The 10,548-nt window shown below is 56.9% G+C and carries 9 protein-coding genes and 4 pseudogenes; 8 read left to right on the top strand and 5 right to left on the bottom strand.

Features of this window, described 5'->3' with window-relative positions:
• Positions 1-72: 72 nt before the first annotated feature.
• A pseudogene (locus DV027_RS17965) lies at positions 73-446 on the top strand (IS3 family transposase); the annotation flags it as partial.
• Here the strand turns inward: DV027_RS17965 and DV027_RS16295 are convergent.
• Together DV027_RS16295 and DV027_RS16290 are read right to left on the bottom strand one after the other, a co-directional pair.
• Positions 441-1,097 (bottom strand): annotated as a pseudogene (locus tag DV027_RS16295) (IS630 family transposase); the annotation flags it as partial. The pseudogenes DV027_RS17965 and DV027_RS16295 sit on opposite strands and share 6 nt — an antisense overlap.
• A 77-nt stretch (positions 1,098-1,174) precedes the next feature.
• Positions 1,175-2,113, bottom strand: a complete 939-nt coding sequence (locus DV027_RS16290; RefSeq protein WP_087609072.1) for a replication protein RepA — start codon at positions 2,111-2,113, stop codon at positions 1,175-1,177.
• A gap of 953 nt (positions 2,114-3,066) precedes the next feature.
• On the opposite strand from DV027_RS16290, the gene DV027_RS16285 reads away from it, so the two are divergent.
• Positions 3,067-3,960 carry an alpha/beta fold hydrolase gene (locus DV027_RS16285; RefSeq protein WP_087609038.1) on the top strand — a complete coding sequence of 298 codons (894 nt, stop codon included), beginning with the start codon at positions 3,067-3,069 and terminating at the stop codon, positions 3,958-3,960.
• 135 nt (positions 3,961-4,095) lie between these two features.
• Here DV027_RS16285 and DV027_RS16280 read toward each other — a convergent pair whose 3' ends face one another.
• Positions 4,096-4,725, bottom strand: a complete 630-nt coding sequence (locus DV027_RS16280; protein WP_087609039.1) for a TetR/AcrR family transcriptional regulator — start codon at positions 4,723-4,725, stop codon at positions 4,096-4,098.
• A gap of 116 nt (positions 4,726-4,841) precedes the next feature.
• On the opposite strand from DV027_RS16280, the gene DV027_RS16275 reads away from it, so the two are divergent.
• Entirely contained in the window at positions 4,842-5,411 is a 570-nt protein-coding gene (locus DV027_RS16275) for a hydrolase (RefSeq protein WP_087609073.1), read from the top strand.
• A gap of 3 nt (positions 5,412-5,414) precedes the next feature.
• Positions 5,415-6,503, top strand: a complete 1,089-nt coding sequence (locus DV027_RS16270; RefSeq protein WP_239019511.1) for an AbrB family transcriptional regulator — start codon at positions 5,415-5,417, stop codon at positions 6,501-6,503.
• A gap of 206 nt (positions 6,504-6,709) precedes the next feature.
• Here the strand turns inward: DV027_RS16270 and DV027_RS16265 are convergent, their stop codons facing one another.
• A complete protein-coding gene (locus DV027_RS16265; protein WP_087609040.1) occupies positions 6,710-7,624 on the bottom strand; it encodes a helix-turn-helix domain-containing protein in 915 nt (304 codons plus the stop codon).
• A gap of 141 nt (positions 7,625-7,765) precedes the next feature.
• Here DV027_RS16265 and DV027_RS16260 point away from each other — a divergent pair, with 141 nt between their 5' ends.
• Positions 7,766-8,524, top strand: a complete 759-nt coding sequence (locus DV027_RS16260) for an SDR family oxidoreductase (protein ID WP_007400709.1) — start codon at positions 7,766-7,768, stop codon at positions 8,522-8,524.
• Positions 8,525-8,572: 48 nt separating this feature from the next.
• On the opposite strand, the pseudogene DV027_RS16255 reads toward DV027_RS16260, so the two are convergent.
• Positions 8,573-8,881, bottom strand: a pseudogene (locus tag DV027_RS16255) (DUF1348 family protein); the annotation flags it as partial.
• On the opposite strand from DV027_RS16255, the gene DV027_RS18195 reads away from it, so the two are divergent.
• From DV027_RS18195 to DV027_RS16240, 3 genes and pseudogenes are all read left to right on the top strand, one after another.
• Positions 8,787-9,191, top strand: a complete 405-nt coding sequence (locus tag DV027_RS18195) for a transposase (protein ID WP_082084931.1) — start codon at positions 8,787-8,789, stop codon at positions 9,189-9,191. The pseudogene DV027_RS16255 and the gene DV027_RS18195 sit on opposite strands and share 95 nt — an antisense overlap.
• 113 nt (positions 9,192-9,304) lie before the next feature.
• Positions 9,305-10,054 (top strand): annotated as a pseudogene (locus DV027_RS16245) (IS5 family transposase).
• 106 nt (positions 10,055-10,160) lie between these two features.
• Positions 10,161-10,548, top strand: a 388-nt coding sequence (locus tag DV027_RS16240) for a transposase (protein ID WP_165399227.1), incomplete at its 3' end; no start/stop codon positions are given.

The raw sequence follows: 10,548 nt of genomic DNA, 5'->3' as shown, positions 1-10,548 counted from the left end.
CGCAGTCGTTTCTTCCAACGACCATTCTGGCACATTGCGATGCCGTGCGGGGAGGACGGCAACCACCCCATCTCGCAACGGCGGGGGCGGGCCTGTAGTCGCATCACCGTCGACCCGAGGACGTAGCGCTATGCGTCGTACCGTCCATGCGATACCGAGGTGCGCGGCCTACCGCGCCACCTTGCGGGCGAACGATGCCAGTTTCCCTATCAGGGTCGGCACATCTTTCTGGAATGCGAAGGAGTAATCCTGATCCACAAAAAGCTGTTCCGGTTGTATCGCAAGGAAGGGTTGTCGGTCCATTAGTGTGGTGTCCTGAAACAGGAAATGGGCACCTACTCGCCGACGCCGGTGCCCGACGGTCCTAATTAGCGCTGGACAACGGATGTCGCTTCCGCGTGCTGACCGTTGAGGACGACTACACGCGAGAGTGCCTAGTACTAGTCACCTGAATCTGAAGTTCGGCTCATTGTCTTATGACAAAAGCGCTTCACCGAGGCGAGGATCTGGTCGGCTGATTTGACCCACCGATACGACCGTGGGTTTTTGTTATGTGCATCGATAAAAGTTGTGATGTCGGCTTCGAGTGCAGTTGTTGACCGATGCACGCCGCGTTGGAATTGCTTGCGCGTCAGTTCGGCGAACCAGCGCTCTACCTGATTGATCCAGGAAGCCGAGGTGGGCGTGAAGTGAACATGCCAATGCGGGCGGCGGGCGAGCCACGTCTTGATCGTGGTCGTTTTATGTGTGGCGTAGTTATCCATCACGAGATGAACATCCCGGTCATCAGGGATCTCGGCGGCGATACGTTTCAGGAAATCGAGAAATTCCATGGTACGATGACGTTTGTAGCATTTGCCGATTACCGCACCTGTTGCGATGTCGAGGGCTGCAAACAGCGACGTCGTACCGTTCCGGAGATAGGTATGGGTACGTGGTTCCGGCACGCCCGGTACCATGGGCAGGACGGGCTGTTCGCGGTCTAGCGCCTGGATCTGGGATTTCTCGTCGACGCACAGCACGATCGCGCGGTTCGGTGGCGACATGTAAAGACCGACAATATCCCGAACCTTGTCGACAAATAGCGGGTCCGTCGACTGTTCGTCCGCAATTAGTCTACTGATTTGCCTCTATGCGACGCAGATGTTTTCATCGTCTACTTTGAGTGAGGACTTTAGCGGGACCTAGGAAACGTGACTACCGTGCGTTTTGGCTCAACAGGTGGAGGTGAGGGAACTAATGTCAGACCTACAGCACTCAGTTTGACTACCGCCTCTGGATATACTGCTAGCGCCAAGTTGAGTTGAGCGCAGAAGGTATCACGGAAATGGTCTAGGCGTTTTACGCCAGCGCCGAACTGGGCGTGAAGACCCTTCCAAGTGATTGGCGTGTCCTTCTGGAGGACATGCAGCCGATATGCAAGCCAGCAATATATGTCTAAAGCCATCGAGTGTTTACTGATCGCTCGAATTGCGGATTCCTGGATAGGAACAGGATGTCGACGAAGCTGATCGTAGAATGTTTCACTTAGCTTCGTCCGCGCTAAAAGCTGTCCCCCGCTAGAGTCCTCGCCATCTTCCGTAAACAGTGCCTTATCGACTATAAGTTGTTGGACTAATGCTGACTTTCCTGCTTGTTGGACCTCGAAAGTGAGACGACAGCGCGTGATGCGGAGTGCCTGCTCTCTTACGTCGGCTATCGTTTTGCCGCCAGGAGAGATGTTCATCTTCTTAAGCCAGTCGCGAAGCGACTTTCCGAGCTCAATTTCGCGACTCTGGGTTCTTAGAGCCTCGGTTTGCAGATATAGCAGTATAAGTCTGGCTCGACTTCCGTATGGGACACCAATCCATTGAAGTTCCCCATTCGGAAGCGTTCGTCGACCTGGTTCTACGAGAAGGGTAACTCTGTCGGTGCGAACTTGCCAAGGTGCAGAGTCGGGTTGTTTTTTATGTGGGAGCGGTGCTTGTGCCCAGCCGCTATACATGAAACCTAGTCCGGCATCTTCGTCCGTCAGATATGCGGCGGCCGCATCAACGACGCGGCGGTCCATGTCTAGCTGGAGTACATGCTGTCGACCATGCTCCTGAAGCAAGTCATGCACTTCCGCCATCATGGCTCCCCTAGGCATATGTATGTTGGCTCGATTCTGCGTCCATGATGCACGGATTTGTTCAGAATGTCTCTGAGGACTGTAGCGGGATCTAATACTAGTTAAAACTAATTGTATTCTAATATTAGTTTGTCCCGTTAGTGTCCTCGGGATAACTTATGCGAATCGTGCTTGCTCCGTAAGCACGTGTCGCTAGAGTCCTCAGTTTTTCCGCTACAGTCCTCAGTACCCTGTTGGTCACCTCGCAAAAGGGAGGTGTAGCGAATCGGTATCTCTGAGGGCATCAAGTTTCCCGTCAGAGTCCTCGATTTGCAGATAGCGCTAATTTGGCGCCCCGTCAAAGTCCTCAAAACTGAGAAATTTTCAGGTTAGGAGGCTTCTAACAGCCCGATTTTCCTTGATGTTCGGCGGATAAACCTGTTTTTGGCGCACAAAACCCCGCTAGAGTCCTCACTTCGAGGGCCGTTTTGCGATCTGTTTCGGCTCCAGATTTCTGGCATATCTCAGAAATTAACCTTGCGCGTCGCATGTTCCCGCCAGAGTCCTCAGTTTTTGCCTCTGAAAGAAACTCCATGAGGACTCTGGCGGGAATGTAGGCTGGAACAGGTGTTCAGAACTTTCACTTGGTCGGGTAGCGCGCTGAGATGCTGGCTCCGTCGATGTACGTTTTACGGTCTCTCGGGATAATGTCGTGGCGTGGGCTACGCCCGCCAAAGTCCTCATCTGGATGTTGTGGTTACACTGGGGGCTGACGTCTGTGATCACGCGTGACATAGCCCTGTCTATTTCCGCAGGCTCTGCGAATCGACCCTCTCGGATATCCCAACTGATCTACCCAGTGACGCCGTTGTGAGTCGCGGCAGGGAGATAATCAACAGGTCTTCATCAGGGGAAATACTGGTTTCCTGATATTCTGCTTTTTTGCTGTGTGCCACTGGACGAATGCAGGTGAAAGCATGACCGCAATCAGGAAATTCCCCGATTTATTGCCGGGCTTTAGCTGGCGGGATATCGAGGTGAATGGCGTGCGGATCCGCACGGCTACCGGCGGAAACGGACCGCCGCTGCTCATGCTGCATGGTCATCCGCAGATGCATCTGACCTGGCACAAGGTTGCGCCCGCACTGGCGAAACGATTTACCATCGTGGCCCCAGATCTGCGGGGATATGGCGATAGCGCCAAGCCTGAAGGTGGGGCGGATCACGCCAACTATTCCAAGCGGGCCATGGCGGCTGATCAGGTTGGCGTCATGCACCAGCTTGGATTTGAACGGTTCATGGTTGTCGGGCATGACCGGGGCGGACGGGTGGCGCACCGCATGGCGCTGGATGCGCCGCAGTCGGTGGAAAAACTGGTGCTGATCGATATCGCACCGACAGCAACGATGTATGCCCGGACCAATATGGAATTCGCCCGACGCTATTTCTGGTGGTTTTTTCTGATCCAGCCCGCCCCCTTGCCTGAAAGGCTGATCAGCGGGGATCCGGACTTTTTTCTCGAAAGCCACATTGCAGGACAGATCAAGATACCAGGATCGGTCGATCCGCGTGTCATGGCCGAATATCGTCGATGCTACGCCGACCCGGCAATGCGTCATGCAGCATGCGAAGACTACCGCGCTGCAGCAGGCATCGATCTGGTCCATGATGCGACTGATGCAGACAGGCGGATTGAGGTCCCATTACTGGCTCTGTGGGGTGCACGTGGCACCGTGGGCGCGCTATATGACGTTGTCGAGACATGGCGCGAAAAAGCCGTGGACGTGCGGGGATACGCGATCGACTGTGGTCATAGTCCGCAGGAAGAAGCACCGGCAGAACTGCTGCATCGGCTTGATGCGTTTCTCTGACCTTCGCGAAACAGTTGGAGAGTCAAAGCTCGATTTTCACCGCATTATAGTCAGTTATGCTTTGAAAAGCAGACCCGTTCAATCCAGATGACGCGATCGCTGAAGATATCGATCGGCTGTGTGCGGATTCAGAGGTTACGGAGCGACCTCTGACCCGGATGAGCGGGAGGCGACCGCATGTTCCAGATAGAGCCGCAGCATCGTAATGGCTTCCTTGTCCTGGGCCGGGCGGGGGACCGAAAGATCCTGTGGCAGGGCAAAGATCGCCTTGACCAGATGCAGCAGCATCACGGCCCGTTCGTCATGTGGACCCGGAGAACCACCCAGCCGTGACAATAACTGGCTCATGCGCCCGATCAGCGCCTTGCGGAGCGTTCCTGTCCCATCTGGCAGGGTAATCCCGCTGTCGAGCAGGGAAAGGACGACTGAGCGTTCCGTCCGCAGACGCTGGATGATGTCCAGCAGTCCTTCTGCTGCATCACGTGGCGACAGCGGCGGATCGCGGTCGACCAACTCATCCAGGGCATGCAGGAGCCGCGCGCCGTAGCGTTCGAGCACTGCGGCGGCCAGCACGTCCTTGGTCGGGAAAAAACGGTAGAGCGAACCGATTGCCGTGCTGGCGCGGGCAGCGATCTCGGTCATTGTCGCCGCCTCGTAAGATTTCTCGCCAAAGACCGTTGTCGCGGCCGTAAGGATCGCTTCAACGCGGTCGCGTCCGCGCTGCCGCTTGGGCGCGAGTGGTGATGAACGGGGCGGGCTTGACATAATGCGAGGGTACCCTCAACTTTCTTTTATGCGAGACAGTCCTCGCATAACCGATTTTCCATTGCCGGTCGATGTTTGACCCGACCATGTATCCAGATCCCGGAAGGCGCCGATCCGTGAACAGATTTGACCCGCGAACCACAGCCCTTGTCCTCATTGACCTGCAGAATGGCATACTTGCCCTGCCAACCGCCCCGCGGCCATCGTCGCAGGTGCTGGAGAGCGGTAAATCGCTTGCTGCTCGCTTCCGGGATGAAGGTGCTACGGTCGTACTGGTTCGGGTCGCGTTTGCACCTGACTTTGCCGACGCGCCACCGGGTCTGGCCGACCAGCCCTTAAGCCCGCCGGAAGGCGGCCTGCCAACGGACTGGGCGCACCTGGCCGATGGGCTGGCAGCACCCGGCGATATCGTCATCACCAAACATCAGTGGGGGGCATTTACCGGCACGGAACTTGACCTGCAATTCCGCAGGCGGGGCATCCGGACGGTCGTGCTGGGCGGTATTGCTACGAATTTCGGGGTTGAATCCACCGCACGGCACGGCTGGGAACTTGGCTACCATATTGTCATCGCCGAAGATCTCTGCACTAGCCTGTCAGCAGACCTTCATGATGTTTCCGTCCGCTCGATCCTCCCGCGGATTGCACGCGTGCTGCCTTCCGATACAATCGTGTTTGGCGGTTAAGCGGTGAGGGTGGGGCCATCAGCGTGGCTGCTGACCGGGCGATGGGGCTTACTGGCGCTGCTTTCGCTGGTTTTCGGTATGCTTCTGGCCGTCTTACGCCTGCCGGCCGCGCCGCTGCTGGGACCACTGGGGGCGGCGGTCGTACTGGCCACACGGGGTAGTGCGGTCCGTATTCCCCGCTGGGCCTTTCTCGGCGCACAGGGCGTGGTCGGGGTCATGATCGCCAGCTATCTTTCAGCCTCGATCTTTCACGAAATGGCAGCCAGCTGGCCGGTCTTTGTTGCCGGTACGTTTTCTACCCTGTCTGCGGCAGCCCTTCTCGGCTGGCTGCTGACACGCTCGCGCCTGCTACCCGGCAATACCGCGATCTGGGGTTCATCACCCGGTGCGGCCACGGTCATGACCCTGATGGCGGAATCATACGGGGCGGATATGCGGCTCGTCGCCTTCATGCAATATCTGCGCGTGGCCTGCTGCGCCGTCATTGCGGCTGTTGTTGCGCGCGTAGCCGGAACGCCGTCCGCCCCGCTGGTCGTGGCACAGACCCTCTCATGGCAGGGGGCTTTACTGGCGCTGGTGATCGCACTGGCAGGGAGCGCCGTGGGAACCCGTCTGCGCGTGCCGGCCGGGGGACTGCTTGTGCCCATGGGGATCGGGATGGCCGCGAGGCTTGGTGCTCATCTGCCGATCGAACAGCCGCATTTTCTGCTGGTCGCGGCCTATGTCCTGGTCGGGTGGGGCATCGGCATGCGGTTTACGCCAGACGTGCTGGCTTATGCCGGACGTGTCTTTCCACGCGTGCTGGGTTCCATCCTCGCGCTGATTGCGGTGTGTGGCGGCTTTGCATTGATACTTGCCCGGCTGGCGCATGTGGATCTGCTGACGGCTTATCTTGCAACCAGCCCTGGTGGAGCTGATTCCGTCTCCATTATCGCCTCGACCACAAAAGTGGACATGCCTTTCGTCATTGCCATGCAGGTCGCCCGGTTTTTCTGTGTTCTGGTCACCGGGCCAGCTTTGGCGCGTTTTCTGTCCCGCAGATCGTCGGGAAAAGGACAGCGCGATGTGTCGCAAGAAATACACGGGAAATAGGCGAAAAGGAGGAGGGGCTTGCTGAAGACCAATGCGACAGATCCCGCTCTTGCAAACCCGCTCGCGCAGAGGCGTGACGACAATTTTGGTTGATGGCGGGAGCAGCGATTTGGCCATCAGGGTGTAGTCATTTACCCCGCTTGTCTGGCGCGCGGCATCTTCTTTCGCTGCATCCCCGTTTGACAGTCATATCCATTCCGATGATGTCATAGCTTCCTGTAGTCGCGTGGGCTGATGCCGGTTTCCCTGTGAAACATCTGTGCAAAATGGCTCGCACTCTCATAGCCGCTGGTCAGGGCAATCTCGATGATGGACCTGTTGGTCTGCGATAGAAGGTTTTTCGCATGTTCCACACGCCGTCGGATAAACCAGCGTGACGGGCTTTGCCCCATGGTGTTGTGAAATGACCGGCTGAAATGAAACCGGCTCATCCCGCACAACCCGGCCAGAAAATCGAGATCGAACGGTTCGGCGAGATGGGCCTCCATATGATCCAGCGCCTTGCGCAGCTTCCACGCTGGCAGTTGTGCGGGTCTGGGTGTGGGCGAAGGCTGTGTCTGGGCATAATGACGCAGAAGATGGACGGTCAGACTTTCCAGAAGTCCATTCACAAATAGCGAACTGGCCGAATGAGGTGTCTGGATCTCGGCTGTCAGACCTGTCATGACGCCAGAGATGAATGCATCCTGAACACCGGAAATGTCGCGCATGGAGAGCCGGGACGAATTAAGCCCCAACGATTGGGCAGCCCGGTTGACCAGAGTAAGGCCCAGATAAAGATGCAGGACTTCAAACGGACGGTCCGGATCGGCCTGCCAGCGCATGAGGTAAGGCGCATTGGTCTGTGTCAGGAAGAATGATCCGGATCCGACCTCACTTTTCGTCCATTCACCGGTCAGTTCTCGTTCCTCGATCTGCGCTTCTCCCGAGATGATCCAGACCAGCAAGGGCTCGGCCACGGCCGGGACCAGCACTTCATCCTCGTGTTGCGGCCGGCGGAATATCTGTGCCTCGGCCTCTTTCCATGCCCCTCCTTGGCTTTGCCCGATCTTCCGGCCCGGAATACGGTCCTCGAGGGCATAACAGGCGGCATGCAGCGAAGAACGATGCGGGTAAGGCATCCGGTTTCCCTTTCAGGCGTGCCGTGAATTGTCCAGCCCAACTCACAAAAACGCAAAATCACAATGGTTTTAGCAAGAGGACGACAGAAACCATCTGCCTTGGTCTTTACCTGTTTTCTCGTTCTTTTTTAAACGGAATAGGTGAAGATTATCATGAGTATCAGAGGTAAGGTCGCCCTTGTTACCGGAGCCTCCAGCGGGATAGGCGCTGCAACAGCACGCAAACTTGCAACAGAGGGGGCGATTGTCGGTCTGGCAGCACGGCGCAAGGACCGTCTGGACGCGCTGGCGACGGAAATCACCGGGGCAGGCGGCAAAGCCGTTGCCCTTCCAACCGACGTTACGGATCTGACGTCATGCAAGGCTGCAGCAGATGCGCTTATCACCCAGTTCGGCAGGATTGACGTGTTGGTCAACAATGCGGGCCTGATGCCCCTGTCCAACGTTGACAGCCTGAAAGTGGACGAATGGCAGCGTATGGTGGACGTAAACGTGTCCGGTGTCCTCAATGCAACGGCGGCGGTTCTTCCACAGATGATCGCACAGCATTCGGGCCATATCTTCAACATGTCCTCGATTGCGGGCCGGAAAGTCTTTACCGGCCTAGCCGTCTATTGCGCCACCAAGGCCGCCGTCGCGGCATTTTCCGATGGACTCAGGATGGAGATCGGGCCAAAGCACAATATCCGCGTCACCTGCATCCAACCGGGTGCCTTGAAGTCGGAACTGTACGAGCAGATTACGGATGCCACTTACCGCAGGCAGATGGATGACCTGGCGGCGTCCATGACCTATCTGGATGGCGAGGACATCGCTGATACAATCCTGTTTGCCCTGAACGCACCATCCCGCATGGATGTCGCAGAACTGTTCGTTCTGCCCACCGAACAGGGATGGTAAGGATCAGAATCATGAAAGAACTTCGGCGGGAGCAATTTCTTCAGGACATTAAAGTTCAAGGTCGGACAGCCCCGGATGATCGTCGGGGCGTCTTCCCGCAGGCCAATGGAACAGTCGGTCTCCGGCCTCTATCGGCAGGTCATTGATCGATGCGACCCGGCGGCGCATAAGCCCGGCGGTATCGAATTCCCACAGTTCATTGCCGTAAGACCGGAACCATCGACCCGCATCATCATGCCATTCATAGGCAAAACGGACAGCCATGCGGTTATTGCGGAAACCCCAGAGTTTCTTGATCAGGCGGTATTCGTGCTCTACGTTCCATTTGCGTGTCAGGAAGGCCACGATCTCATCGCGTCAGGCCATCGGACGATCCTGGGGCGGATTGACTACAAAGATCCATGCCATTTGCGATGCCCTGAGTAACCCGGTGGAGATTGACATCACATCGGGAAAGAATGCGGATACCAACCGGGCGGAACCGATGCTGGAAAACATGGACCCAGATGCCTTCCTTGTCGACAGGGCGCATGATGCAGACAGGTTGATCGACCGATCGACAGAGCGCGGGATTACCCCGGTCATACCGCCAAAACGCAATAGAACGATGCAGCGGGCAACCGCTTCGCTTCAATCATTATCCTTCTTGACTGACGACACGCCGTAGAAGGTATTTCGTCAACCTTCATCTGAATTCCGCGTCAAAAGCATGCTTGGTAGGCTCAGGACCCATTGATATGATTGCGGAAATCTGATTCAGCCTCTGTGAGGAGACTGAAGATGAGTGACCTGTATTGGTTGACGGAGGAGCAGATGGATCGTCTGCGGCCCTTTTTCCCGAAGAGCCATGGCAAACCTCGCGTTGATGATCGTCGTGTGTTGAGCGGGATCATTTTCGTGAACAGAAATGGTCTGCGCTGGCGTGATGCGCCCCGGGAATACGGTCCACACAAGACGCTCTACAACCGCTGGAAGCGCTGGAACGCTATGGGGGTATTCATCCGCATGATGGAGGGACTGGCTACTGGCAAGGCAGAGCCTCAGACAATCATGATTGATGCGACCTATCTCAAGGCACATCGCACGGCTTCGAGCCTGCGGTTAAAAAAGGGGGCTCAGGCCGTTTGATCGGGCGGACCAAAGGCGGGATGAATACGAAGCTGCATGCTGTCACCGACCGGAACGGACGTCCGCTCGGTGACAGCAGGTCAGATCAGTGATTATACTGGTGCCGCTGCCCTTCTGGACAGTCTGCCACCAGCCGAATGGATGCTGGCAGACCGGGGCTATGACGCTGACTGGTTCAGAGAGGCCCTGGAGGAGAAAGGGATCAAACCCTGTATTCCTGGTCGAAAATCTCGTGCAAAACCGGTCAAATACGACAAACGGAAATACAAAAGACGCCACCGTATCGAGATCATGTTCGGCAGGCTCAAGGACTGGAGACGGGTCGCAACACGCTATGACAGATGCCCGACCGTCTTCTTCTCGGCAGTCTGCCTCGCCGCAACCGTCTTGTTCTGGCTATGAGTCCTGAGCCTAGCTGTCAGGTTGCGAGACGTCATTGGGATGATGTAGGGTGGGCAATACCGCGTTACTCTTCATGGTTTTCTTCCGTTTCCAGGGAGACTGAATGATGCTTCAGATCCATCCACAGGCACGCACGACACCGGCCGTCCGGGCTGACATAGCCCGCTCATCGGAATCGACATCCGTGCTCGCCAGACGCTACGGGATCAGCGAGGAAACTGTCCGCAAGTGGCGTAGGCGTGGTTCAGACGCCTGCCAGGACCGCAGCAGCCGTCCTCGGAAACTGGCCTGGAAAGCCTCGGAGGAAGAGCGCGCCATTGTCTGTCAGCTTCGGCGTTCTACCGGTTTTGGCCTGGATGACCTGACCTTTGTCGTGCGGCATTTCCTGCCGCATCTGAACCGGGACAACATCTGGCGTATTCTGAAAGATGCCGGATTGAACAGGCTGCCTCCTGCTCCAAAGACCGGACCACTTCGGGGACAGGGAACATTCC

The organism is Komagataeibacter xylinus, assembly GCF_004302915.1.
Classification (GTDB): domain Bacteria; phylum Pseudomonadota; class Alphaproteobacteria; order Acetobacterales; family Acetobacteraceae; genus Komagataeibacter; species Komagataeibacter xylinus_C.
The sequence above is the reverse complement of the archived record's forward strand: the minus strand, read 5'-3'. Positions and strand labels throughout refer to the sequence as shown.